Source organism: Bacteroides sp. An279, from assembly GCF_002159615.1.
GTDB classification, from domain to species: Bacteria; Bacteroidota; Bacteroidia; order Bacteroidales; family Bacteroidaceae; genus Phocaeicola; species Phocaeicola intestinalis.
On record NZ_NFJA01000008.1, the window covers coordinates 1 to 23441 of the forward strand.

The 23441-nt window shown below is 53.7% G+C and carries 24 protein-coding genes and 1 pseudogene; 22 read left to right on the forward strand and 3 right to left on the reverse strand.

Annotation, left to right across the window (positions count from 1 at the left end):
- From B5F78_RS18055 to B5F78_RS02580, 8 genes and pseudogenes are all read left to right on the forward strand, one after another.
- Positions 1-182, forward strand: a pseudogene (locus tag B5F78_RS18055) (hypothetical protein); the annotation flags it as partial.
- Positions 183-194: 12 nt separating this feature from the next.
- A complete protein-coding gene (locus tag B5F78_RS17735) occupies positions 195-536 on the forward strand; it encodes a glycosyltransferase (RefSeq protein ID WP_239473373.1) in 342 nt (113 codons plus the stop codon).
- 30 nt (positions 537-566) lie between these two features.
- Positions 567-1289, forward strand: a complete 723-nt coding sequence (locus B5F78_RS02555; RefSeq protein WP_087405886.1) for a WecB/TagA/CpsF family glycosyltransferase — start codon at positions 567-569, stop codon at positions 1287-1289.
- A gap of 43 nt (positions 1290-1332) precedes the next feature.
- Positions 1333-2736 (forward strand): undecaprenyl-phosphate glucose phosphotransferase, encoded by a 1404-nt coding sequence (locus B5F78_RS02560; RefSeq protein ID WP_087405887.1) that lies wholly within the window; start codon positions 1333-1335, stop codon positions 2734-2736.
- 41 nt (positions 2737-2777) lie between these two features.
- Complete coding sequence (gmd, locus tag B5F78_RS02565) at positions 2778-3866, forward strand: GDP-mannose 4,6-dehydratase (RefSeq protein WP_087405888.1); 1089 nt, start codon at positions 2778-2780, stop codon at positions 3864-3866.
- Entirely contained in the window at positions 3863-4807 is a 945-nt protein-coding gene (locus B5F78_RS02570) for a GDP-L-fucose synthase family protein (protein WP_087405889.1), read from the forward strand. The genes gmd and B5F78_RS02570 overlap by 4 nt, the downstream gene beginning before the upstream one ends.
- A gap of 37 nt (positions 4808-4844) precedes the next feature.
- Positions 4845-6179, forward strand: a complete 1335-nt coding sequence (locus B5F78_RS02575; RefSeq protein WP_087405890.1) for a sugar phosphate nucleotidyltransferase — start codon at positions 4845-4847, stop codon at positions 6177-6179.
- 244 nt (positions 6180-6423) lie between these two features.
- On the forward strand, positions 6424-7431 hold the full coding sequence (locus tag B5F78_RS02580; protein ID WP_241148249.1) for a carboxypeptidase regulatory-like domain-containing protein: 1008 nt from the start codon (positions 6424-6426) through the stop codon (positions 7429-7431).
- 335 nt (positions 7432-7766) lie between these two features.
- On the opposite strand, the gene B5F78_RS17740 is transcribed toward B5F78_RS02580, so the two are convergent.
- Complete coding sequence (locus B5F78_RS17740; RefSeq protein WP_241148250.1) at positions 7767-7958, reverse strand: hypothetical protein; 192 nt, start codon at positions 7956-7958, stop codon at positions 7767-7769.
- Positions 7955-8473: a hypothetical protein gene (locus B5F78_RS02590; protein ID WP_087405891.1), complete on the reverse strand. Its 519-nt coding sequence runs from the start codon at positions 8471-8473 to the stop codon at positions 7955-7957. Before B5F78_RS02590 ends, B5F78_RS17740 begins: the two co-directional genes overlap by 4 nt.
- Positions 8474-8825: 352 nt before the next feature.
- Here B5F78_RS02590 and B5F78_RS02595 point away from each other — a divergent pair, with 352 nt between their 5' ends.
- Entirely contained in the window at positions 8826-9023 is a 198-nt protein-coding gene (locus B5F78_RS02595) for a helix-turn-helix transcriptional regulator (RefSeq protein ID WP_087405952.1), read from the forward strand.
- A gap of 15 nt (positions 9024-9038) precedes the next feature.
- On the forward strand, positions 9039-10580 hold the full coding sequence (locus tag B5F78_RS02600) for a Fic family protein (RefSeq protein WP_087405892.1): 1542 nt from the start codon (positions 9039-9041) through the stop codon (positions 10578-10580).
- Positions 10581-10675: 95 nt separating this feature from the next.
- Here B5F78_RS02600 and B5F78_RS02605 read toward each other — a convergent pair whose 3' ends face one another.
- Complete coding sequence (locus tag B5F78_RS02605) at positions 10676-11338, reverse strand: M23 family metallopeptidase (protein ID WP_087405893.1); 663 nt, start codon at positions 11336-11338, stop codon at positions 10676-10678.
- A gap of 218 nt (positions 11339-11556) precedes the next feature.
- On the opposite strand from B5F78_RS02605, the gene B5F78_RS02610 reads away from it, so the two are divergent.
- The 12 genes from B5F78_RS02610 to B5F78_RS02665 are packed head-to-tail and all read left to right on the forward strand — an operon-like array spanning position 11557 to position 23440.
- Complete coding sequence (locus B5F78_RS02610; RefSeq protein ID WP_087405894.1) at positions 11557-12309, forward strand: DUF4099 domain-containing protein; 753 nt, start codon at positions 11557-11559, stop codon at positions 12307-12309.
- 9 nt (positions 12310-12318) lie between these two features.
- Positions 12319-12543, forward strand: coding sequence for a hypothetical protein (locus B5F78_RS02615; RefSeq protein ID WP_087405895.1), 225 nt, complete (start codon positions 12319-12321; stop codon positions 12541-12543).
- 19 nt (positions 12544-12562) lie between these two features.
- Positions 12563-14140 carry a hypothetical protein gene (locus tag B5F78_RS02620; protein WP_087405896.1) on the forward strand — a complete coding sequence of 526 codons (1578 nt, stop codon included), beginning with the start codon at positions 12563-12565 and terminating at the stop codon, positions 14138-14140.
- Between the two features lie 33 nt (positions 14141-14173).
- Entirely contained in the window at positions 14174-15559 is a 1386-nt protein-coding gene (locus B5F78_RS02625) for a toprim domain-containing protein (RefSeq protein ID WP_087405897.1), read from the forward strand.
- Positions 15556-16050 carry a PH domain-containing protein gene (locus B5F78_RS02630; protein ID WP_087405898.1) on the forward strand — a complete coding sequence of 165 codons (495 nt, stop codon included), beginning with the start codon at positions 15556-15558 and terminating at the stop codon, positions 16048-16050. The genes B5F78_RS02625 and B5F78_RS02630 overlap by 4 nt, the downstream gene beginning before the upstream one ends.
- On the forward strand, positions 16031-16729 hold the full coding sequence (locus tag B5F78_RS02635) for a hypothetical protein (protein WP_087405899.1): 699 nt from the start codon (positions 16031-16033) through the stop codon (positions 16727-16729). The genes B5F78_RS02630 and B5F78_RS02635 overlap by 20 nt, the downstream gene beginning before the upstream one ends.
- Before the next feature lie 12 nt (positions 16730-16741).
- Positions 16742-17431, forward strand: coding sequence for a hypothetical protein (locus tag B5F78_RS02640; protein ID WP_087405900.1), 690 nt, complete (start codon positions 16742-16744; stop codon positions 17429-17431).
- A gap of 28 nt (positions 17432-17459) precedes the next feature.
- Positions 17460-18107 (forward strand): hypothetical protein, encoded by a 648-nt coding sequence (locus B5F78_RS02645; protein ID WP_087405901.1) that lies wholly within the window; start codon positions 17460-17462, stop codon positions 18105-18107.
- 21 nt (positions 18108-18128) lie between these two features.
- Positions 18129-18950, forward strand: a complete 822-nt coding sequence (locus B5F78_RS02650; protein WP_087405902.1) for a M23 family metallopeptidase — start codon at positions 18129-18131, stop codon at positions 18948-18950.
- A 23-nt stretch (positions 18951-18973) separates the two neighbouring features.
- Positions 18974-19252 carry a hypothetical protein gene (locus B5F78_RS02655; RefSeq protein ID WP_087405903.1) on the forward strand — a complete coding sequence of 93 codons (279 nt, stop codon included), beginning with the start codon at positions 18974-18976 and terminating at the stop codon, positions 19250-19252.
- Between the two features lie 31 nt (positions 19253-19283).
- Positions 19284-21080 carry a hypothetical protein gene (locus tag B5F78_RS02660; protein ID WP_087405904.1) on the forward strand — a complete coding sequence of 599 codons (1797 nt, stop codon included), beginning with the start codon at positions 19284-19286 and terminating at the stop codon, positions 21078-21080.
- A 26-nt stretch (positions 21081-21106) separates the two neighbouring features.
- Positions 21107-23440: a zincin-like metallopeptidase domain-containing protein gene (locus B5F78_RS02665; protein WP_087405905.1), complete on the forward strand. Its 2334-nt coding sequence runs from the start codon at positions 21107-21109 to the stop codon at positions 23438-23440.
- Position 23441: the final 1 nt, after the last annotated feature.

Sequence of the window (23441 nt, forward strand, 5' to 3'; positions counted from 1 at the left end):
CGGAGGCGTTACCCCGTGGAGAATCTCTCCAATCGTTTTGTGTCAAGAACAAAGTCCCTTATAACATTTTCCAGAAATGGTTTAAGGATACCCGCAAAAAAGTAGTTGAAGTCCAGGTTGACGGTGCTCCTGAGATTACCCATGAAGAAAAGACTAAGATTGGCAACCAGCCTAATCACGTAATAATGGATGCTATGCGCCGTGCCCAATTATTCTTTTTCACCAGCGTAAGCGAAGACACTTCTACAGTAGTATTAGAAGCCATCAGCAATCGTTTGCCTGTACTGTGCTTCAATGCGTGCGGCATGGCATCTGTAATTGACGAAAAAGTAGGGCATAAAATCGAGCTGACCCATCCCCGACAATCGGTAACTGATTTTGCCGAAGCCTTGAACCGTTTTGAGAAGAACCGTGACCTGCTGAAAGCATGTTCCCGGAACTGCAAGGAAAGGCAGCAGGAACTGTCATGGAACAACAAGGCAAAGCGAATGGTGGAGCTGTATAACCAACTACTGAAAACAAACAATCTGCAGTAAGTCCAAACAGATTCAAATACAAATTCAACAATGATTCAACTAAAACATTTACGGCTTTTGGAAAAGAAGTCGGATATCTCGTCATTGCCCGAAGGCAAGCTGTTGATAAACACCATCAACGCTTATTCTTACGACATGGCGCAGGATAATCCGCTCTTTGCCGAAGCCCTGACAAAAGGCGACGTGCTGATTCCCGACGGAATGAGCATCGTGAAGGCATGCCGGTGGCTGAACGCCCAATCGCAACCTCAAGAACGCATTGCGGGATGGGATTTGTTTGTCGCCGAAATGGAACGGCTGAACGAGAAAGGCGGCAAATGTTTCTTTATGGGCAGCAGCCCACAGACGCTTGCCCGCATCAAGGAACATGCGGCAAAGGAATATCCACGCATCGAGGTGGAAACCTACAGTCCGCCCTATAAACCGGTGTTCTCTGACGAGGACAACGCTGCCATTATCACGGCTGTCAACCAAGCTAACCCGGACTTGCTATGGATAGGCATGACTGCCCCCAAACAGGAGGTGTGGGCTTATACGCACTGGGACAAACTGCATATCCAATGCCATACAGGCACCATCGGCGCTGTGTTCGATTTCTTTGCAAAAACAGTGGAACGTGCCCCGAAGGAATGGCAAGACAGCGGCTTCGAATGGCTGTACCGCTTACTGAAAGAGCCGAAGAGGATGTGGCGACGGTACATCATCGGGAATGCACGCTTCCTTTGGCTGATTTTCATGGAAAAGATGAATTAGCCGGCAATTATCCTTTAGAACTTAACTTCTATCACCTCATTTTATGGAAAAAATAGACTACCGCAAACGGGATGACTCTCTGGTAAAACCACTGGTCATGTTGGGAGACCTGTTGCTCTGTAACGTGCTGTTCGGCATTGCCTGCCGGATAAGCGGACTGCATGAAGACGCGGCGTCGCTGCAATCGCACCTGCTCATCACTGCCGTATATTTCGGTTGTACGGTGAACGGAGGCATCATCCTGCACTTTAAGAAAGTGCGCAACTACCAGATTGTGGGGCGCGTGCTGCGAAACGTGTTCTTCTTCTCCATCGTGGCAACCGCAATGCTGTACTGGGGGAAATTCGCTTTTCCAGAATGGAGCATCTATGCTGCCTACCTCGTTGCCATGCTGGTGGTGATTTCCGGTTTCAGGCTGGGCATACGAAAATTCATCAAATGCTACTGGCAGAAGAATAGACGCAAGAACGGTGTGGTATTTGTGGGCAGCACGGAGAACAACGTGACGCTGTATCATGAGCTGGTGGATGATCCGTCTATCGGGTATCGGGTATACGGTTACTTCGACGCACAACCTAACAAAAACTTTCCGGAGGAATGTGCCTATCTCGGCACAACGGCTGACGTTATCCCTTACCTGCAAACGCATGAAGCGCAGGTGCGCAACCTGTACTGCTGCCTGCCCTCCCGGCAAAAGGACGAGATACTGCCCCTCATCACGTATTGCGAGAACCACCTGGTAAGGTTCTACAGTGTGCCCAACGTGCGCAATTACCTGTACCACCGCATGCACTTCAGCATGATGGGCAGTGTGCCTTGCCTGAGCCTGCACGAAGAACCGCTCGGCTGGATAGAGAACCGGATGCTGAAGCGTGCTTTCGACATCGTGTTCTCACTGGCTTTCCTCTGCACACTGTTTATCCCGATACTTATTGTGGTAAGCATCATCACCAAGCTGACCATGCCCGGTCCGGTATTCTTCCGGCAAAAAAGAACCGGGCTGAACGGCAAGGACTTCTATTGCTTGAAGTTCCGCAGCATGAAAGTGAACGCGCAAGCCGACACCTTACAGGCGACCCGCGACGACCCTCGCAAGACCAAGTGGGGCGACTTCATGCGCCGGACAAGCATCGACGAACTGCCACAGTTCATCAACGTCCTGTTGGGCGACATGAGCGTGGTAGGCCCACGGCCGCACATGGTGAAACATACGGAGGAATACTCGAAACTGATAGACAAGTACATGGTGCGCCATTTCATCAAGCCGGGCATCACGGGATGGAGCCAAGTGAACGGCTTCAGGGGCGAGACAAAAGAACTGGAGCAGATGGAAGGACGCATCCAAGGCGACATCTGGTACATCGAGCACTGGAGCTTCGGGCTGGACTTATACATCATCTACAAGACGGTGGCAAACGCCTTGCACGGCGACAAAGACGCTTATTAGACAACAGGTTATTTTTTTATGGTAAATATATTTTTAGGATTATGAAAAGAGCATTGATTACAGGAATCACAGGGCAGGACGGCTCGTTCCTCGCCGAATTCCTATTAGGTAAAGGGTATGACGTGCACGGCACCATCCGCCGTTCTTCCGTGGACTACAGGGAACGGATTGCCCATCTGGAAGGGCATCCGCACTTTCACCTGCATTATGCAGACCTTGGTGACTCGATGAGCATCCTGCAGGTAATGAAAAAGGTGAAACCGGATGAAGTGTACAACCTCGCTGCGCAAAGCCACGTGCAGGTGTCATTCGACTCGCCTGAATTTACGGCTGACGTGGACGCCACCGGCGTATTGCGCATCTTGGAAGCAGTAAGGCAATGCGACCTTACGGACACCTGCCGCATCTACCAGGCTTCTACCAGCGAACTGTATGGCAAGGTGGAGGAAGTGCCGCAGAATGAGAACACGCCGTTCCACCCTTACAGCCCTTACGCTGTGGCAAAGCTCTACGGCTACTGGATAGTGAAGGAATACCGCGACGCTTACCACATGTTCTGCTGCTCAGGCATCCTGTTCAACCATGAAAGCGAACGGCGCGGCGAGACATTCGTTACCCGCAAGATAACCCTTGCAGCCGCACGCATCGCACAAGGCAAGCAGGAGAAGCTCTACCTCGGCAATCTGTCTTCGCTCCGCGACTGGGGCTATGCCAAAGACTACGTGGAATGCATGTGGCTCATCCTGCAAAACGACAAGCCGGAAGATTTCGTCATTGCCACCGGAGAACAGCATTCGGTGCGCGAGTTCTGCCAGCTCGCCTTCCACTATGCAGGCATCGAGCTGCGGTTTGAAGGGGAAGGTGAAAACGAGAAAGGGATTGACACCAAGACCGGCAAGGTGCTGGTGGAAGTGTCGCCAGACTTTTACCGCCCGACCGATGTGGTCAACCTGTGGGGCGACCCCTCCAAAGCCAAGAGGGAATTGGGCTGGAATCCCCAAAAGACTCCGTTCGAACAGCTTGTCAAGTTAATGGTGGACGCGGACATGGCAAAGGTAGCCGTAGAACGCGCCAGCGAACGTGTGCGCCTGAACCTTGCGGAATACTTGGAGAAAGGAATCGTGAAATGATGGAGAAAAACGTAAAAATATATGTGGCGGGACACCGTGGAATGGTCGGTTCCGCCATTGTACGTGAACTGGAACGGCAAGGATATACGAATATCATTACCCGTACCCACAAGGAACTGGACCTGACGAGACAGGAAGCGGTGGAACGTTTCTTTGCCGAAGAAAAGCCGGAGTACGTGTTTCTTGCCGCAGCCAAAGTGGGCGGCATCGTAGCCAACGAGTCGGCATTGGCTGACTTCATGTACGAGAACATGGTATTGGAAATGAACGTCATCCATTCAGCCTGGCAGAACGGGTGCAAGAAACTGGAGTTCCTCGGTTCGTCGTGCATCTATCCGCGCATGGCACCGCAGCCCATGAAAGAAGACTGCCTGCTGACCGGAGCGTTGGAAAAGACCAATGAGGCATACGCTCTTGCCAAGATTTCGGGACTGAAGTATTGCGAGTTCCTGAACCGGCAATATGGAACGGATTACATCAGCGTAATGCCTACCAACCTGTATGGGCCAAATGACAACTACCATCCGGAACACAGCCATGTATTGCCGGCCTTGATACGCCGTTTCCACGAGGCCAAGGAACAAGGGCTTCCCTATGTGACCTGCTGGGGTGACGGCTCTCCGCTCCGCGAGTTCTTGTACGTGGACGACCTTGCCAACCTGTGCGTGTTCCTGATGAACAATTATTCGGGAAATGAAACGGTGAACGCAGGCACCGGCAAGGAACTGACCATAAAGCAACTCACAGAGCTGGTTGCAAAAATAATCGGCTATACCGGTGAAATCCGCTGGGACACGACCCGCCCTAACGGCACGCCGCGCAAACTGCTTGACGTGTCGAAAGCGAAAGCGCTTGGGTGGACCTACAAGACAGAGTTGGAAGACGGAATCCGTCTTGCCTATGATGACTTCCTGCATAATCCCATGCGGGCGGAACGGTAAGGATATATAGGAATACCGATAAAACGAGGAGGACAACATGCAATTGATATTGTTATCCGGCGGTTCAGGCAAACGCCTGTGGCCGCTATCCAATGAATCCTATTCCAAACAGTTCCTGCGCCTGCTGCCTGCTCCGGATGGAACAAGAGAATCCATGCTGCAAAGGGTTGTCCGCCAAATCAGGGAGACGGGGCTGGATGCAGATGTAACCATCGCCACCGGTGAAAGCCAGCGTGATCCGATATTAAGCCAACTCGGTGAAACTGTAAACGTCGTGACGGAACCGGAACGGCGCGACACCTTCCCTGCCATTGCGCTGGCCTGCCTTTATCTGCAAAAAGAGAAGCATTGCGCCAAGGACGAAGTGGTGGTCGTCATGCCAAGCGACCCTTATACGGAAAACGGATACTTCCAGGCAATCCGCCGAATGGCGGAAGCGGCAAGTCAAAAAACGGCTGACTTAGTGCTGATGGGCATAGAACCTACCTATGCTTCCACCAAATATGGCTACATCATCCCTAAAAACAGGACTGGAAGTGTCTGGCGTGTGGAGCGTTTCACAGAAAAACCGGATGCGGACAAGGCCAAGGAACTGATCGATGGCGGTGCCCTCTGGAATGGCGGCGTGTTCGCTTTCCGGCTGGAATACATGATAGATATAGCCCGGAAATACATACAAGCTGAAACATTCCAGGACATCCGCAACCGTTATGGGGAACTTCCAAAAATCAGTTTCGACTACGAAGTGGCCGAGAAAGCAGAATCTGTAGCCGTTATCCCGTTCCAAGGCATTTGGAAAGACCTTGGCACTTGGGATGTGTTGTCGGATGCACTCGGAAACGAGTCCATTGGCCATACGTTGTTGGACCATGCCGGCCACACCCATGTAGTCAATACCCTTGACATTCCTTGCGTGTGCGTAGGAACAGGCAACCTTATCGTGGCGACAAGTCGGGACGGGATATTGGTTGCGGACAAAGGATGCTGCGAACGCATCAAGCCTTTAGTGAGCCAAATAAACGACCGACCCATGTACGAAGAGCGCAGATGGGGAACATACAAAGTCATTGACCGGTATGAGGCGCAAGACAAACGCAGCCGGTCTTTGACAAAACACCTCTGCATCAAGGCTGGAAAAAACATCAGCTACCAAGTGCATTTCCACAGGGATGAAGTGTGGGTGTTTGTGGATGGAACCGGTAAGTTGGTTCTTGACGGAGAAGTAAGCGAGATAAAAAGCGGTGATGTGGTATTCATCCGGAAAGGACAGAAACATGCGGTGAAAGCCATTACGGATTTACACTTTATTGAAGTCCAAACTGGTGACGAACTGGTTGAGGAAGACATTGAAAGGTTCGACTATAATTGGTGAGAACAATATACCCCAACAGGGTTTTAATTTTTTGTTTAATTAAATTCATTCTTAAAATGAAAAGATTTGTGAAGTTTGGAATGTACGCATTCCTTGGTGTGCTCTTGCCACAAGTTTTGTAGGGTGCAGTGATGACGACCCGGACTACAGCAATGTAACACCGCCTACCGTAGAGGTATCACATAGTATCAGCGGCCGTGTTACAAGCATGGATGGGAATGGGTTGCCATCAGCCACAGTAAGCATGGATGGCACAAGTGTGCAAACCGATGAAAACGGTATGTTTGTCTTCGACGGTGTGTCTGCAGGCGCCCATACATTGACAGCATCCGCTTCCGGAAAACAGACTAAAGAGACGACCGTCACAGTTTCTTCAAACGGCAATAACGTGGTATGGAATGTTTCATTGCCTAATGAAGGTACAACCGTGGAAATCTCAGCCAACGGAAATACAGAAACCAGTGTGACATCTGAGACCATCGAAGGTAATGAGGAAGGCGAAGTGACAGTAGATGTGACTGTGCCGGAATCAGCACTGCCGCAAGGAAGCTCTATTGTCATCACGCCTCTATATACGTTGGACGAGGCTGAAGCACGGACTGGGACACGGGCAACCACACGTGCTGCTGAAACACTTATGCTTATTGGTACGAACGTTGCTTGCACCGATGCGAATACCACGCTGGCAGAGCCAATATCTTTGACCTACGATATTGATGCGGAAGTGGCACAGTCCATCAGGGCACAGAAATTCGTGAATGGCCAATGGGTAGATGCCGAATATACAGTGGACGGCAACCATGTAACCGTGTTCGCCGACCAGTTTACTTCCTATACTCTGCTGTTCGGTGCAGAAGTGACTTCATCCACGACAACCACCCCGCTTGCTTTTGAACAAGACCTTTGGGATAACCTGTATGGCAACGGTGACATGACAGTAGGTTCGGCTTCATTCACCTACCATGTCGGTACAGAAATCACATCATCTGGTACAAGCCGTATCATGGCATACTTGATAGAGATTTTAGCCCGCATAGCCGGTGCCAATGTCACTACAGCTACCGGAAGTTATCCTATCAACGTGACCTTGCCTATCGGTACTGCCTTGCATGTAACCGGAGAGCAACAGGTGACGACATTGACCGTGTCTGCCTTGAACCGTTCGGTATCAGGAAGCCAATACGGTGATGTGGCCATCGTAACGACGACTTATAACCGTGAACACAACGGAGGTGGAGGCGGCGTTCATTGATAAGAAATAGAACAGCTTTCAAAAGCCTTCAAAAGGCATAGAAGTTTTCCCCTTGGCTTGTGCTTGCGAAGTACAAACCAAGGGGATTTTTGTATCTGAATACAACTATGGTTTAGACATTGTTCCGCTCTATAAAAAGCCTTGGCACTTTCCGCGTACCTCCATTGGTCTTGCTGAAATGTGTCAAGGCTTTTGTTTTATTCATCTATTTATGCAAGAAATACTCTATACCGGAATGTACCAGAATGTAATGCGTTTTTGTCTGTTTGCATTGTTCCTCAAAAGGATTGTCACTATGAATCCAATAGTAACAGTCGCTATCATTATATAGATATTTAATGACTGTAGTTTATCGAATGCTTACTGTAAAACTGAAGGGCAAGCTCGTGGTACAAGGAAGGCATCTCTTTCTTAATCCTGCTGACCAACCGTCTGTATGAACATTTCCGTGCCCCTTTCATCAGCCTGTACCACTCATCTATGGTGATGCAGGTGCAATTCGTTTCGTAATACATAAAATCCGTCATTTATGTTTAGACTGCCTGATTTTCCATCCATATACATCAGCCACATACGGATAAAGTGAGCGTGTCCTGCGGCGGAAGCCTTCCTCGTCAATCTCATGATAGTAAATCTTCTCCGCAATACGTTCCGCCTCGTCGCGGTCTTTGGCAATGCGGTAAAGGGCATAGTTCGTACCGTCGTGGTGTGCCATCCGTGCCCGGATATTGTAGCTGTCGCCGTACCATTCCGCATTCTCACACTCTGTTTTCAGAATACCGGCAATGTTGCTGCCCAATATCTGATAACCTTGCCGCCTGCCACGCCAAGTGCCGATGTCACCGAACGCCATGATGACACCATCCACTTCCTTGTCCAAATTGATACGTTCGTCATCGAGCCAGGAATATACCTCATCCGCCCATTCCTCGTCACAGACTTTGTACATCGCATTGTCCAACGCTTCCCGCTGAAATTTCTGATACTCTTGCCGTGACCGTTCATCGAACAGTGCTTCGCTTGTCCAAATCATCTGTTTCATACGTTTTACAGTTTTAATTGTTTGTAGAAATTCTTTTTTTATCCCTTTTTTCGGAGGTTTTTCACCTCGTCCGACGGGATTTGATTTTACGTGCTTTCCCTAAAGGCGAAAGAAGGGAACAAGGCAAGGAAGAAGCGGAAAGTCCGTGCGGTTCGTTTGTGTTGACAAATATTAAAGAACCTGCGAGTTGATATTTGTTAAGCGCAAAAGAATGACGCGCCTTGCAGGTTCACTGCCGCCTTAACTTTGCACGGGAAAATCATTTCAGGCGGAACAGGTACAAAATCACCAAAAGACGAACTATTTTCAACAAAAATCATTATATTTGCATCCAATTCAAATGAATTTATACATGGGACAAGAAATAAACCGTATAAAAGCCGTTTTGGCCGAAACAGGAAAGACCAACCTTTGGTTGGCCGAACAGTTGGGCGTAAACCCTACTACGGTATCGAAATGGTGTACCAACACCTGTCAACCGGATTTATACACACTCTCCAAAATCGCCGAGTTGCTTCAGGTAAGCCGGAGGGAATTATTGCGTCCATAACATAGAATTGACATCATGCAAGATATAAGAGAAAGACTGAAGGCTATGATGGGTAAAGGCGAAAATTCGGAAATAGAGTTCAAGTCCGCCCGTGGCGGTATTCCTGCCAGCCTGTGGGAAAGCTATTCAGCCTTTGCCAATACGGACGGAGGCATTATTGTGCTTGGCATACAGGAAAAGAACGGCACGTTTACTTTGGATGGCCTGACCGAAGAAACCGTGACACGCTATAAAAAGAATTTTTGGGATTGCGCACACAACAAGGGAAAAGTCAGCGTATGCCTTCCCCATGAAGATGACGTTAGAATAGAGTCCGTTGACGGTTCCTATATTCTGATATGCAAAATTCCCCGTGCCAGCTATGACCTGCGCCCCGTTTACCTCACCACAAATCCATTCGGGAACACCTACCGCCGCAATCATGAAGGCGACTACCTGTGTACGGACGCGGAAATAAGGCGAATGTTCTCCGATGCCGAGCATGACCGCCATCCGCAGGACGGACGCATCCTTAAAGGGTATGACTTCAACCGTGACATTGATATAGAAACCCTGCACCAGTACCGGCAGACTTTTGCCAGTCTGCAACCCACCCATCCGTGGGTAGGTATCAGCGACATGGATTTCCTGAAAAAGATCGGGGCATACGCCACGGAGTTTGAAACCGGAAATGAGGGATTTACCCTGGCCGGAATACTGATGTTCGGGAAGTACGACAGCATCACCAACAATTCGGGCGACCCGAGTTTCTTTGTGGATTACCGGGAACGGATAGCCACTGACGACCCCGACGTAAGGTGGACGAACCGCATTTATCCCGATGGAATGTGGGAAGCCAACCTGTACCAGTTCTATGTGAGGGTGTACAACCGCCTGATACAATCGTTGCCCCGCCCGTTCATGATAAAGGATGGAATCCGGCAAGAGGAGACACCCGCCCATGATGCAGTAAGGGAAGCTTTGATAAATTGCATAATTCATGCTGATACAAATGCGATGGGCAACATCATCGTGGAAAGGACAGACGAAGCGCTTACATTCCAGAATCCAGGCATGATGCTGGTATCCAAACAACAGTATTTTGAAGGCGGGCGAAGCATCTGCCGCAACCCGACATTGCAAAAGATGTTCATGCGTCTGGGACGGGCAGAGAAAGCCGGAAGCGGTGTGGACAAGATTGTGAGCGGCTGGCGGTACTTGGGATGGCCAACACCGACCGTGACGGAGGAGACACGTCCGGATTATGTCGTACTGACCATGCGGATAGGAAAATCCGATGATGATGAGCCCACAAGAAAACCCCACAAGAAAACCCCACAAGAAAACCCCACAAGAAAACCCCACAAGAAAGATGTTAGGATGAAACAAATTTTAGAGTTCTGCAAGGAGCCAAGAACCGCATCCGAAATTCTTGAAAATTTAGGTTTAAGCGACAGGAAGAACCTCATGGAAACTTATCTGAATCCCATGTTGGAAACCGGTATGCTTACTATGACGGAGCCAGAGACACCGACAAGCCGGAATCAGAAATACAAAGCCATTGATTCCATCAGATAATATGGTGCTTGATGTAAAAGTCATCATGTGCAATGTTATAGGTGATGTCGTAGGTGATGTCAGTGGTGATGTCAGTGGTGATGTCACCGATAATGTCACTGATACATAAGGCATAAGCGTTCAAATGCCTGGCTCTTGATTTTGTGAATGGCATCCAACAAAACAAGCGGATTGACATATTTCTTCCGGTAGCGAACGGTAATATGCAGGTGTTCACCCGTACTACGTCCCGTTGAGCCGGTTATGCCGACTGTCTCGCCAGGACGCACGGATGCGCCTTTGGATGTAAGAATGTGCGAGAGGTGGCAATAACTGACGGTATAGTTACCGTGGCGCAAGACTACATACTTGCCAGACCGTTTGTCCTGCCCTATCTTCACGACCTGTCCGTCCAGCATGGCAAACACATCGTCGCCACGGGCATATAGGTCGATGCCGTTGTGCCTGGACTTCTTTCCCGTGAACGGGTCACGGCGGACACCGTAGGGAGAATTCACCTTAATTTTACGGAGTGGATAGGATACGCTCATGTAGCGACCTATCCACTCTTTCCGTTTGGCGGCTGTATCATCCGATGTGGATGGTGCAGCCGCTTTTGCGTCCATAGCGTCCGGCCTACTTTCCGCATTGCCTGAAGCATCCTCCATCACTTCCAGACTGCAACGGCCATAATCATAACGGACCGTATGGAACTGCGCCCATACGGCTGACGGAAGCAGGACGCATCCGCCTATCAATATCATAATCCATGTTTTCATGCTGCAAAAGTAAGCATAGTCTGACATCCGAACGAAAAATCAGACGGCCACCACAAAAGATATAACATAAAATAAAATTCGAGTATGAAAATACAACTTAAATCATACTCAAAAGATAAACTAACCTAAAACAGTGAGACAACAAGCCATAAAATGAGAGGTTATAAATGAATTAAATTACCTTTGCCGGAGTATGATTCAAATTATATCTTATAAGTATGAAACAAGTACGATTTGAAGAACATGAAGTACCCTACAAGGTACTCGGCCAGTTCGGACTGACCCGCGAGATGATAGAAGACCTGCCCCTGTTCGCCCTGGAGGACATCGGCCGCGGCAGACGTTCGCCCGTGCTGCCCATCCGGGTGTCGGACGAGGACGGCCAGACCGTCAAGAGCCGTACCCGCTTCGCCCTTGTCCGGCTGGATGACGGCAAGGTGGACGTGGTATTCTATCCCGTGCTGGAAACTTCCCCGTTGGAACAATACAGCGAGGAACAGCAAAAGCAACTGATGGATGGCAAGGCCATCCTTGCCCAGGTGGAAACGGCGGAAGGCCGTCAGAAGATGTTTGTGCAGATAGATCCCGGAACCAGGCAGGTGATGTCCGTAGCCACTCCCATTATCGGGCGCAACCTGCAGGTGCTGTCTGACGAAATGCGCCTCGGTTCCGCCGAAATCCGCAGCATCCAGAACGGGGAACCTTTGACGTTCCTTGTGGACGATGAAACCGTCACGGTGGGCATCGACCTGAACGACCGTACCGGCCTGCGCTTCTGCGATGGCGACAGTCAGAAATGGAAGGAACAGGCCAAACGCGAATGGGACAAGTACACCTTCGGCTGCTACGGCTGCTGGGTGACGGACGAGGACGGCAACCTGGATTATGTGCCGGAAGAACAATACACAGAAGAACTCTGGAACGAACAGAAGAAGAGCGCGGAACGCCATGCCGCCTCACTCCGCAAATAAAACAGACCTATGGAAACGACAACTTTCTATCCCGAAGACATCCTTATCGAAAAGATGCAGGACGGCGAATACGGCTGGCTGGACTATGTGAACCACCACAGCCGCGAGTGGCAGGAGGAATACGCCGCCTATTGCGACAGGCACTCCCTCCCGGCCAACGACGAGAGCGCGGAACGATTTGTCCATCATAAAGACGCACAACTGGAAGCCGCCTTGGAAAGCGGTGACGCATAACCCTTGACAGATTACGACTATGGCCATCAGAAAGAACACCAACCCCAGAGCTGCGGACCTGCAACCCGAACTGCGTGACATCCTGCTGCGCAATGGGATGCAGGCCCACGTCGTCATGGACGGCGGCAGCTACAAGCTGCTGGTGCAAGGACACGACTCCCCGCTCTTGTCCTATCCGCTCACGGACAGGCAAGTGACGGCTCTGACCGACTGGGGCACGAACTACGCCAACAAGAAAGCCTACAACACCTTTACGGAGATCGTGGGCGGCGACTTCTACCTGCCCCGCAACTTCGTACACGCCCGCAACGCCAACGGACGGGTGGCGATGGGCCTTCACGGCTACCGCATCGGTGCCGGGGAATACGGACGGCTCGGCTGGCATCCCGCCTTCTTAGGATGGACGCCGAGGCAACAGGGCGGCTGGCACCTGCGCCGTGTAGGGGGTGCCATGTTCTTCCCCGGCGCGCCGATGATGGCCGAGCGTCCCGACGGACGGCTGAAACCCGGCGAACTGCAATCGGGCGGCTATGGCTTTTACTACAAAGGACAGGCCCGTCCTTCCGCACCGGCCAGCCAGGACGTACTGCAAGACCTAGAGGCCGTCATCACACCCATGCACACCGTGCCGAGAAGCACGGAACCGGCCAAGCCCTACAAAGAACTTGTCACCTCCCCTGTCTATTTCTCCAATGAGAAATGGCAGGAATGCCTGGCCTCGCACGGCCTTGTCATAGACACGGAAAAGAAAACCCTGACCGTCCAGTCAGAGAAAGTGGCGGCGGACATGGTGTACGACCTGACCGACGAGGAACTGGCCGTGCTGACCTCCAACTCCCTAAAGGAACATTCCTTGGAGCAAAGGCTGGAAACGCTGAACGGCATCATCCAATCCGACTTTGCCTCCACCGTCACTATGGACATGCTGAACGGAAAGGAACGCATCGCCATCGACCTGCGCCCGGAAGTGCGGCAGGAAATAGATGCGGCGCAGCAACAGGAAACGACGGCTAAGACCAGAGTACAACCGGTACAAGCCTCCGACAGGTATTCCGTGGAAGCGGAAACACTCCGTGAGGGCGCATCCGTAGATGGGAACGATCTGGCCTACATCAATGAAGACAAGGGCTGGTTCCGTGAAGGGAGGCACGGCAGGGAGGTCAGCGTGGGAGAAATCAGCGTGGAGCCCACCGAAACGGAAGGCAAGTACCGCATGACAGCCGTCATCGACGGCGAAAGGGTGAGCCATGAGATTACCCAGAAAGACTACGACAAGTTTCTTGCTGTGGACGATTACCATCGCATGAAGCTGTTTTCCAAGATATTCGGCGAGGTTGACATGAAGAGCCGTACCGGGCTGGGCGCGAAAATCGGCGGTGCCCTGCTGGCCGGGGCCGCCGTAATGGGCGGACTGCTCCATGACGCGCACCATCCACCGCACCATGCCCCGGCCGTGTTCGCCGACCGTTTCGGACCACCCCCACCGCGACCCTATTTCAAGCCGGGAGTGGACACCCCGATGGACGTGGCGGCAAGGAACTTCGAGGCGGCCATGAACGCGGAGCATAGGGACATGCACTTGGGCAACGGCAGATAAACAAAGAAATACAACGGAATTAAAACAATAACGATGCGAGAAGGAGACCTGACATACGACGATTTCCTGCGGCGGATAGACATACAGGACGTGTTGAAGGACGCGGGCTACCATCTGAACCGACGTGACGGCCTGCGTTATCCCAGCTACGTCCGTCTGGACGGAGACGGCAGGCGTATCCGTGGCGACAAGTTTATCGTAACGGCAAACGGCATCTGCTGTTTCCAACCGCCCGAACAAAAGCGGTACAACGTCATCTCCTTCATCAAGGAGCATCCGCAATACTTCTCCGATTACAGGGTCGGGATGTCGCCCGACCGGCTGGTCAACTTGGTATGCAACCGCCTGCTGCACCATTTCACGGACGACCGCGCCACGAGGGTCCTGCAGCCGCTCAAGGAAAGCAAGCCCTTCTCGATGGACGACTACGACATCCACCGTTTCAATCCGCAAGAGAGGGAAACCCAAAAGAAGTTCTATCCTTATTTCAAGTTCCGCGGCATCGACCTCTACACACAGTATGCGTTCCACAAGCACTTCTTCCTGGCCACCAGACACCGTGCGGACGACCTGACCTTTTCCAACCTCGCCTTTCCCATGTCCCTGCCCGGGAAGGAAGGAACGGTAGGGCTGGAAGAGCGCGGGCGGCCGAGGCTGGACGGCAGCGGCGGCTACAAGGGAAAAGCCGAAGGAAGCAACTCCTCGGAAGGCCTGTGGATTGCCAGCCCGGCCGAAACGCCCCTATCCTCCGCCACGCGCATCTATTGGTTTGAAAGCGCCTACGACGCGATGGCCTATTACCAGCTCCACCAGAAAGAGGACAGGGAACTGAGAAAAGCGGCCTTCGTTTCCACGGGCGGCAACCCGACCACCGGCCAGATGCGCGGTGTCATCTCGCACAGCCGCTCCGCCGTACACCATATCTGCTTCGACACGGATTCTGCAGGCAAGGAGTTCACGGAGAACCTGAAAAAGGAAATCCGCCGTGCGGTACGCTCAGGCATCGAGCCTACCCCTGAACGGAAGCCCTACCTGGATTCCATCCCCGAAAGCGGCGGTATTGACCAAGGCGACGCAGACCTGATGCCCGACGGAGTGCGCGCTGCCTACGGGAAATACGAAGCGGCATGGGAAGAAGTGTCGGCCATGCGCTCGGGCGGAGTGAGCCACCCGGACGACATCCTGGAACAGACGGAGGCCATGAACGAATATTACAAAATTTTCAGGAAAGGACTGTCGGAATTTCTCGGCCTGGACGAAAGGAACGACACCCAATCCGTCCGTGAAGAGCCGCTTTATGCCTGCAAGGACTGGAACGACCAGCTCCTGAGACTACGAAAGCAGGAAGAAACCAATCGTCAAGGACAGAACGGGAACAACGAGGACGAACAGAAACAATTAAAAGGATACCACCGATGAACCAGTCAGCATACATACCCCGTTTCCGGACCATCGTTCTGCAGCCGCACGCGGCACAGTTCGCCATAGACGAATTGACCCTGCTGTTGCTCTGCCCCGTGGGGCTGGCCTACGGCGGCATGGAAAAGCCATTGTCCGGCGTGGCACTGGCTGCATCTCTGCTATTGGGGGTATGCCTGCTTTACCGTTTCATCTATCTCAGGCGCATCCGCTACCTCATCGGCGACGAGCAGCTTGTATGCCAGCGGGGCGTGTTCCGGCGCAAGGTGGACTATATGGAACTGTACCGCGTGGTGGACTTTCACGAATCCCAGACATTTCTCCAACAGGTTTTCAGCTTGAAAACCGTCCGCGTCTATTCCACGGACAGGAATACGCCCTGGCAGGACCTGACCGGCATCCGGCAGGATTCGGACATTGTGCGCACCATCCGCGATCGGGTGGAGTTTAACCGTCAAAAGAAAGGAATCTATGAAATCGCGAACCATTGACATACTGTTCCTGCTTGCCGTCCTCGCCTGCACTGGGGTGAAAGGCCGCGCGCAGATAGTCACCGCCAACCCGCTGGAATGGATGGCGCTGGCCGAGGGTAACGAGCTTATTGACGGACAGATGGAAAGCCAGATAAAGGGGCAGACCCAGACGGCCATGCTACAGAACACTATCGCCGCCGAGTTCAACCAGATACACGGCTGGCAGGAGAAATACAACAGCTATTTGAAAACCGCCGGCGGCTATGCCTCCTCGCTCAAGGCCTGCACCCACCTCTACAACGACGGTGTGCGCATCTTCATCACGCTGGGCAAGCTGCGGAAGGCCGTCAGCGATAATCCGCAAGGCATCGCGGCCACATTGAGCATGAACAACCTGTACATGGAGACCGCCACGGAACTGGTGTCCGTGTTCACCCTGCTGAAAGACGCGGTGGCCAAGGGCGGCCCGGAAAACATGCTCACCGGCGCGGAACGCTCCATGACCCTGTGGGCGCTCAACGACAAGCTGGAACTGTTCGGGAAGAAGCTGCACCAGCTCCACCTGAGCATACGCTACTACACCCTGACGGACGTATGGAACAACGCCACCGCCGGGATGCTCGACCGCAGCTACGGGGAAGTGGCCTCCATGGCCATGGAACGTTGGCGGAGGGCGGCCCGCACCGCAACCAGATAGAAAGGACACATCATGGAAAAGAAACTGTACATCCTGCTTACCGCCGTCCTCCTCGCCTTCTCCGGCTGGAACAAGGCCCGCGCGCAGATTGACCCGACCCTCGCCGGGATGATACTGGTCTATACCGACAAGGCGGAAAAGTCTTTGAAGAACCAAGAGAAAGTGATGCTCCTGCAAACGACCGGGCATATCTGGACCAAAGAGGAAGTGAAGGCCACGGCAGACCTGCAGCGGGAGTTCAACGACTACCTTGACTCGTTCCGTTCCGTCATCAGCTATGCGGCGGAAATCTACGGCTTCTACCACGAAGTGACCGCCCTGTGCGACAACTTAGGCGACTTTTCCCGGCAGTTGGGCGAATCGCCCGACAACGCCCTTGCCGTGGCCCTTTCCACGCGACGTAACAAGATCTACAGGGAGGTCATCCTCGGCGGCGTGGAAATCGTGAACGACATCCGCACCGTCTGCATGGGCGACAACAAGATGACGGAAAAGGAACGGATGGAGACCGTTTTCGGCATCCGCCCGAAATTGAAACAGATGAACCGGAAAATCCGGAGGCTGACCAAGGCAGTGAAATACACCACGCTCGGCGACATCTGGGCGGAGATAGACGAAGGTTCACGGCCTATGGCCGACAAGAAAGAGATAGCCCGCGCCGCCATGCAACGGTGGAAGCGGAACGGACATAAGGGATTTTAAGCATACCACATAATAAATAATTAAGGACATGAGTTTTTGGAGCAGTTTACTTAAATACGGAGGCACTGCGGCACGCAGCCTCGGGAAAGCCACCGGACAGGCCGGCAAATCGGCAGGCCATGCCGTCCTGCACCCTTCGCAGACCCTGCGCGGAGCCGGGCAGGCCATGAAGAGCGCGGCCGTGGGAGGCGCGGCCGGTTACGTGGCATGGGAAAAGCTCACCACAGACAAGAGCGTGGCACGGATTGTCAGCGACGCGGTGATAGGCGAAAGTGCCACGGACACGGTCGTGGAAAGCGTGGGCGACATAAAGGAGAAAGCCGGGGAAACGATGGACTCCGTAAGCGAGACCGCCGACCGATGGAACGGGATCGGCAACTTTTTCCAAGGAATCTTCAGCGGCAACGCCCTGGACATGTTCGGAAACTTCTTCGGCAACCTCGCCAAAGGCAACGTGTCCGGCCTGAGCCTCGCCGGGCTGGTTGCCGCAGCCTACCTCGTTTTCGGACGCACCGGCTGGCTGGGCAAAATCGCCGGGCTGCTGCTCGGCCTGATGCTCATCGGCAACAACTCCAACGTGCGCCGGCAGGGCGGAGAGTCAAGGGCCGGGACCGCCCAATCCCGGGAAGACGGACAGGAGGAAAACCAAGGACAGTCCACAGGAATGAGAAGATAAGACAACAACATACATACGACAATGGAATATACCGTAGAAATGATATTGCGTTCCCCCAGCGGATATTGCATGCCCTTTGAGGAAACTGATAAGGACGTGACGCTCTCCCTGGGCTATGGGGAACAGACGCATCCCGTCACCGGTGAAAAGTTCTTCCACCACGGCATCGACTTTCCCGCCAGCCACCGCCTGCTGGCCGCCGTGGCCAGCGGCACGGTGACAGCCGTCGGCAGCGACCGGACGCACGGCATCTGCCAGACCATCCGTTATGGCAAGTACGAAGTGACCTACGGCCACCTGGCCAACGTGTACGCCGCTTTCGGCCAGTCCGTCCAAGCTGGGGACCCCGTGTCACTCAGCGGCCGCCTGCTGCACATGGAAGTGACGTTCGACGGAGAGGAACTTGACCCGCTGGAGTTCCTGACCATGCTGTACGGCAACCTGAAAGCCGTCAATGCTTCGGACAGCCGGATGCAGGAAGACGTGGAAGGAACCGGCATCAGGACATGCTATGACAAAGACCGGCAGGAGATAGAGACGCTGATGCTCCGCTTTCTGCCACGCTACCTGGACGACCTGCGCCACGGTCTGTACGCATCGCCACAGCGGACGGAGCAGTCGCTCCGCAACCTATTCACCCAGGCAGCCGCACGGAATTACTTTTTCGAGGCAGTGCCGTCCATGTACAACCCGCTCGGCATCGGACGCCGCGCCCTGCCACTGGCCTGCAAGGTACAGGAACTGCTGATAGCCGACTTCCTGGACTACCTCGCCTCAAGGCTGGGCGTGTTCCTCTCCACGGCGGATGACGAAGTAAAAAAAAAGTCCGTGAACAGGACTTAGCGGCGGACGGTACCATCGACCCGCTGGCCGGGCTGGACATCGACGTACAGCACTTCGACATACCGAGAATCGTCAGCGTCTATCCCGACAGGGCCGGTGTCCGTTGGTGGACCAAGGCATGGTTCAACAACCGGGATGAGGGCGAGCCGTCGGTGGAAATCACCCGGCAGGCTGCCATCCTCTTCCTGCACGACCGGATTGACAAGGACGGCTGGCTGGAGGAGCATTTTCCCAAGCAGATGGAGGTCTATCACCGTGCCATCGAGCAGACGAGAGAACAGTTAATCTCAATGAAGAATTAAAAATTAAGAATTAAAAAATGGCAATAGTCGGATGGGCAAGATAAAGGATACCGGGCGTTTCGCCGGAATAGAATGGCTGCTGAAGGACTACTTCCGCTTTCACATCTCCCCCGTAATGGAGGATGTCCGCAAGGAACTCGGGCACAGGCAGGCGGAGGAGATGCGCGACTATTCGTGCAGCGCGGCAGGCATACTCAGCTTCATGGCTTCCTCGCAGATGCCAGGAAGCGACCCGTACCAGTTGCTAAAGGTGACGGGCGAATGGAACTCCAAGACGACGGAGGACTATGTGGAGATGTGCCGGCAGCGCATCCTCGCTTCCGGGAAGCTCCAACAGGACCTTGCCCTGTTGGCAGGGGAATGGCGCGATGCCGTCATCAAAGAAATCGGGCGGGCGAAGTACGACGAGTGTTCCGCCCGTATCGGGTGCGACCTGGCCTGTGCCTACGTCGGCTACCGGGTTGAGAGGCAGATGATAAACAAGCTGGTAAGAGACGGGATGCCCAAATCATCTGCGGACTACATTCTCCGCAAGGCGGCCAAGACCAGCCTGTTCGGAATGGCGCAGACCCTGAACCGCTCGCCGCTGGACGCAGAGATAGAAGCGCGGGGCGAGGCCGCCTATCAGCCGTCGGCCGTGGAGAAAGGCGCCGGTTGGGCCTTGGGGACGGCGGCAGACGCGCTGGCTATGGGAGGCGTAGGCTCATGGACTTCTTTCCTCCGGCTTGTAGGGTTTGATGCGGGCATGACCGCGGTGGCCAACCTGAACAAAGGGAAAGAGGCCGCTCCCACCGCAGACGACATGGAAGCCTGCATCAGCAAGGGCGTGTTCGGAAGCGAGACCAACATATTCAACGAGATAAGGGAAGAAGAAAAGGCGATACAGCCGCATGAGGATGACTACATCACCGACACCAACGAAAAACTGGCTAACAAGATACCGATTGTAGATTTTGACTTTGGATTTATGGGTTGGAATAAACAAGACAGCAATGCTTTCCCCTTCAAGACGTTCACCGTTCCGGACGTGAACAAACGGGATGAAAAATACAAGGACGTACCCCTGATTGTCGCTCCCGGGCAGGAGGAAGCTTATCTGAAGGAGAAAGCGAAGCTGGAGGCTGACCAGGCCAAGCGGGAAGCCGCCAAGGCGGAACTGGAGGAAAAGCGAAAGAAAGAAACAGAAAATGCCGCCGGGCAAGAGGAAACACGGCCATCTGGCGATGAGTCGGAAAACTGCGTCACGGCCACCAATGAAAACGGTTGGGAAGGCCTGCTGGCCAACTTCGGTCTGGACGGCATGGGCGACATCGGGGAGAACCTCGGTTACGTGCTGTCCATGCTGCCCGACCTGCTCGTGGGAATATTCACGGGAAAGACCCGGTCGTTGGGGCTGAAAGACAACCTCGTACCGATAGCCGCCGTCATCGCCGGGCTGTTCGTCAAGAACCCTATCCTGAAAATGCTGCTTATCGGTGTAGGCGGCCTGAACCTGCTGAACAAGGCCGGGCATGAGGCGTTGGAACGCGGCAGGCAGGAGGAAATCCCCGGACAAGTCCGCTACAAGGCTTACCCTGACGAGCCGCTTGACCCACGCATCGGACAGCCCGTACTGCAGGGGAACACCCTTGTAGCCACCATCGACAAGGTACCCTGCACCATCCAGCTGACGGACACGGTGGCCGACGCCTACCGCACCGGGGCACTGCCGCTGAACACGCTGGCCAACGCCGTACTGGCACGGTATGACCGGATGCGCAGCATGGCGGAACAAAACTACGAGCAATCGGAAAGCCCGGCCATACACCGCTCACGCGGAATCCAATAAAAACGGAACATTAAAAAAACGATATTATGAACGAGAAATCACCCATAGAAAAGAACGCGGCGCAGAAACAGGCCGGACTGCTCATCCAAGCCCTTGCCGGTGCGGGAGATACAGGAAGGTACTGGCTCAACCCGTCAGGCAAGACCCTGCCGAGGTTCTATCCAAAAGGCGTGTCCGTAAGCCCCTTCAACGCCCTTGTCATGGCACTCGACTCAGACGCGAAGGGATGCAAGACCAACCTGTACACCCTCTTTGCCGAAGCGAAGCGGCGCGGAGAGCCGGTACGCGAACATGAGAAAGGTACGCCCTTCCTGTTCTACAACTGGAACAAGTACGTGAACCGCAACAACCCCGAAGACGTGATTGACCGCAAAGCCTACCTGCAACTACCGGAAGAAGGCAAACAGCGTTACAAGGGCATCCATAACCGCGAGATACGCACCGTGTTCAACATCGACCAGACCCTCTTGCCCATGACGGACGCGCAGGCCTACACGGGGCTGCTGAAAAAGGAAGGTGGCGCTACAGAACGCGGGCTCAACGAATCCGACGACCGCAATCTGCACATCCGTGTCAACGACTTCCTGCTGAAAATGCGCGAGAATCTCGTACCTGTCCGTATGGACGGCAGCGGCGTGGCCCATTACGACAGCACGAGGGATGCCGTCTATGTGCCTCGCCAAAAGGATTTCGAGCATTACCACGACTACGTGCAGGAGGTGTTCCGGCAGGTGGTGAGCGCCACCGGCCACCAGCAACGGCTGGCCCGCGAAGGCATGGTGATGAAAGACGGCAAGGCACCATCCGAAGAAGCAGTCAGGCAGGAACGGCTCACCGTGGAGCTGGCCTCCGGCCTCAAGATGCTGGAACTGGGACTACCTGCCCGGCTAAGTCCGGAAAGCATGGCGCTGACAGACTACTGGACGAGGGAACTGAAAGAGAACCCGCAGCTCATCGACATCATCGAGAGCGAAGTGAACAACACCCTCGACGTGATACACAAGGCGGAACGCGGCGAGAAAATCGAATACGCCACGCACCGCAACCGGCGTGAGACCGCCAGGCTGAAAAAGGAACAGCCCTTGCACCATTTCATCGCTGACGAGATAGCCAAGCATCCCGACAAGGAGAAAAAGACTTTCGTGGTAGTCAGGGACAATAACGGGAAAAGCGCCGATGTCATCCTCCCCGCAGGAGCCTCGCCGGAAGCGGAGAACGAAGTGCCTGGCATGTCGAGACAGCGCATACGGAACATACTGGGCAAGGAGGGCATCGAAAACGTGGCGTTCTACAACCCTGACGGCACATGGGGATACCGTCCTGACGACCTGACCTTTGAAGGCAAGCAGGTCACGGTGGCCAGGCTACGGAACTGGTCGATGGAGACCCTTTCCACCCTGGCCGTGTCCGATGCCGTAAAACGTGCCAGCCAGGTACGCTTCGAGCAGGTGCAGATGATACAGGATGACGAAAAACGCTGGGCCTTGTACATCAAGCCGGAAGGCAAGGCGGGGTACAGCGTCTATCCCGACAAGGATGACCTCAACCGTTTTTTCACGACCTTGAAACAGGCCATGCAGAACATCTCCGCCGTGCGGGGTGAACTGGCGAACAAATATTACCTGCTGGCCGAAAGCAACCCGGAACTCAAGGCTGACCTGTTTTCCACCCATGTACAAGGCATCGACCTTAACAGGATAGAGCGCGTGTCCGTGTACAAGACCCGGACGGACGGCATACAGTGCGCCGCCACCATTGACGGGCGGCAACTGCAGCCGCGCAGCGTAACGCCCCAGCAATGGCAGCGGATGTGGGTGGCTGACGAGCCGGTGAAATACAAGAAGCATCTTGCGGCCACGCTCTTCGCAGACGTGCTTCGGAAAGGACAGGTGCAGGAGGAAACGACCGGCGAGAAAATGTCTGCGGAAACAGAACGGAAACAAACGGAAAGGGCGGCGGCAGATCCTCCGGCTGAAAATGTACAGCCGGGCAAAGATGGAACGGCCGCCGAAAACCGCCAGGTTGATGCCTCCATTCTGGAACAATGGGAGAAGCTGAAAGAAAAACATCCCGATACCGTCCTGCTGTTGCGTAAGGATGACAGCTATGAGGCCTACAAGGAAGATGCCGGAAAAGCCGGAAGGATATTGGGTGTGGAAGTCAGAAAGCTCAGGACCACAGACGGAAAGGATTTGGAAACTGCGGCGTTCCAAGCGAAAGAACTGGATATGTTCCTGCCCAAGCTGATACGCGGCGGATGCAGGGTGGCCATTTGCGACGGGATTGAGCCAAAGCCAAGTACCGGGCGACAGGAAAGCCGGGCAGAACAAGAAGGACAGGCCAAAGGAATGAAACGATGAC

What these genes read in the sequence shown, in the direction of transcription:
- B5F78_RS02660 (WP_087405904.1), top strand. Translation starts at nt 19,284, where the DNA reads ATGGGCAAGATAAAGGATACCGGGCGTTTCGCCGGAATAGAATGGCTG.
- B5F78_RS02605 (WP_087405893.1), bottom strand. Translation starts at nt 11,338, where the DNA reads ATGAAAACATGGATTATGATATTGATAGGCGGATGCGTCCTGCTTCCG.
- B5F78_RS02575 (WP_087405890.1), top strand. Translation starts at nt 4,845, where the DNA reads ATGCAATTGATATTGTTATCCGGCGGTTCAGGCAAACGCCTGTGGCCG.
- B5F78_RS02640 (WP_087405900.1), top strand. Translation starts at nt 16,742, where the DNA reads ATGGAAAAGAAACTGTACATCCTGCTTACCGCCGTCCTCCTCGCCTTC.
- B5F78_RS02570 (WP_087405889.1), top strand. Translation starts at nt 3,863, where the DNA reads ATGATGGAGAAAAACGTAAAAATATATGTGGCGGGACACCGTGGAATG.
- B5F78_RS02665 (WP_087405905.1), top strand. Translation starts at nt 21,107, where the DNA reads ATGAACGAGAAATCACCCATAGAAAAGAACGCGGCGCAGAAACAGGCC.
- B5F78_RS02595 (WP_087405952.1), top strand. Translation starts at nt 8,826, where the DNA reads ATGGGACAAGAAATAAACCGTATAAAAGCCGTTTTGGCCGAAACAGGA.
- B5F78_RS02555 (WP_087405886.1), top strand. Translation starts at nt 567, where the DNA reads ATGATTCAACTAAAACATTTACGGCTTTTGGAAAAGAAGTCGGATATC.
- B5F78_RS17740 (WP_241148250.1), bottom strand. Translation starts at nt 7,958, where the DNA reads ATGACGGATTTTATGTATTACGAAACGAATTGCACCTGCATCACCATA.
- B5F78_RS02635 (WP_087405899.1), top strand. Translation starts at nt 16,031, where the DNA reads ATGAAATCGCGAACCATTGACATACTGTTCCTGCTTGCCGTCCTCGCC.
- B5F78_RS02615 (WP_087405895.1), top strand. Translation starts at nt 12,319, where the DNA reads ATGGAAACGACAACTTTCTATCCCGAAGACATCCTTATCGAAAAGATG.
- B5F78_RS02590 (WP_087405891.1), bottom strand. Translation starts at nt 8,473, where the DNA reads ATGAAACAGATGATTTGGACAAGCGAAGCACTGTTCGATGAACGGTCA.
- B5F78_RS02600 (WP_087405892.1), top strand. Translation starts at nt 9,039, where the DNA reads ATGCAAGATATAAGAGAAAGACTGAAGGCTATGATGGGTAAAGGCGAA.
- B5F78_RS02580 (WP_241148249.1), top strand. Translation starts at nt 6,424, where the DNA reads ATGGATGGCACAAGTGTGCAAACCGATGAAAACGGTATGTTTGTCTTC.
- B5F78_RS02630 (WP_087405898.1), top strand. Translation starts at nt 15,556, where the DNA reads ATGAACCAGTCAGCATACATACCCCGTTTCCGGACCATCGTTCTGCAG.
- B5F78_RS02625 (WP_087405897.1), top strand. Translation starts at nt 14,174, where the DNA reads ATGCGAGAAGGAGACCTGACATACGACGATTTCCTGCGGCGGATAGAC.
- B5F78_RS02645 (WP_087405901.1), top strand. Translation starts at nt 17,460, where the DNA reads ATGAGTTTTTGGAGCAGTTTACTTAAATACGGAGGCACTGCGGCACGC.
- B5F78_RS02560 (WP_087405887.1), top strand. Translation starts at nt 1,333, where the DNA reads ATGGAAAAAATAGACTACCGCAAACGGGATGACTCTCTGGTAAAACCA.
- B5F78_RS17735 (WP_239473373.1), top strand. Translation starts at nt 195, where the DNA reads ATGCGCCGTGCCCAATTATTCTTTTTCACCAGCGTAAGCGAAGACACT.
- B5F78_RS02620 (WP_087405896.1), top strand. Translation starts at nt 12,563, where the DNA reads ATGGCCATCAGAAAGAACACCAACCCCAGAGCTGCGGACCTGCAACCC.
- B5F78_RS02650 (WP_087405902.1), top strand. Translation starts at nt 18,129, where the DNA reads ATGGAATATACCGTAGAAATGATATTGCGTTCCCCCAGCGGATATTGC.
- gmd (WP_087405888.1), top strand. Translation starts at nt 2,778, where the DNA reads ATGAAAAGAGCATTGATTACAGGAATCACAGGGCAGGACGGCTCGTTC.
- B5F78_RS02610 (WP_087405894.1), top strand. Translation starts at nt 11,557, where the DNA reads ATGAAACAAGTACGATTTGAAGAACATGAAGTACCCTACAAGGTACTC.